A 436-nucleotide genomic window follows, 5' to 3' on the forward strand; every position below is an offset into this window, starting at 1 on the left:
GGAGGGGATCCGGTCGCCGCGCAGGGCGATGTCGCCGACGGCGCCGCCGTCGACGGCGAAGTCGTAGAACGCTCGGGCCCACTTGGTGCGGCCGATGTACGAGGTGGAACCGATCTTCCCGGTCCCGGGCACTGTTGCCATGGTGGTTCTCCTTCTCGATCGCGCCCGGGGCGGTGGTGCCCGCCCCGGGCGCTTCCTCGGCTACAGGCCCGTGACGACCGCGAAGGCCTTGGGGCGGTAGTGGATGAGGGCGGCGCGCATGTCGGCGCGGATCGCCAGCGTCCCCTTGACGAAGAAGTCCGAGTGCGAGTTCGACACCTGGATGTCGATGCCGCGTCGGACCGCGAGCTCGGAGAAGTTCGTGTAGTCGCCGATGATCGCTTTGGTCGCGGTGACCGCGGTGGTCTCCACGACCGGGACGCCCCAGACCGTGGTC

Annotated in this window: 1 protein-coding gene; it reads right to left on the reverse strand. The window is 69.5% G+C overall.

What is annotated here, in order from left to right; genetic code table 11:
* Nucleotides 1-201: 201 nt before the first annotated feature.
* Nucleotides 202-436, reverse strand: a 235-nt coding sequence (locus QWZ14_RS08445) for a phage major capsid family protein (protein WP_290316193.1), incomplete at its 5' end; no start/stop codon positions are given.

The organism is Paeniroseomonas aquatica, from assembly GCF_030409335.1.
In the GTDB taxonomy this organism is placed as follows: Bacteria; Pseudomonadota; Alphaproteobacteria; order Acetobacterales; family Acetobacteraceae; genus Belnapia; species Belnapia aquatica.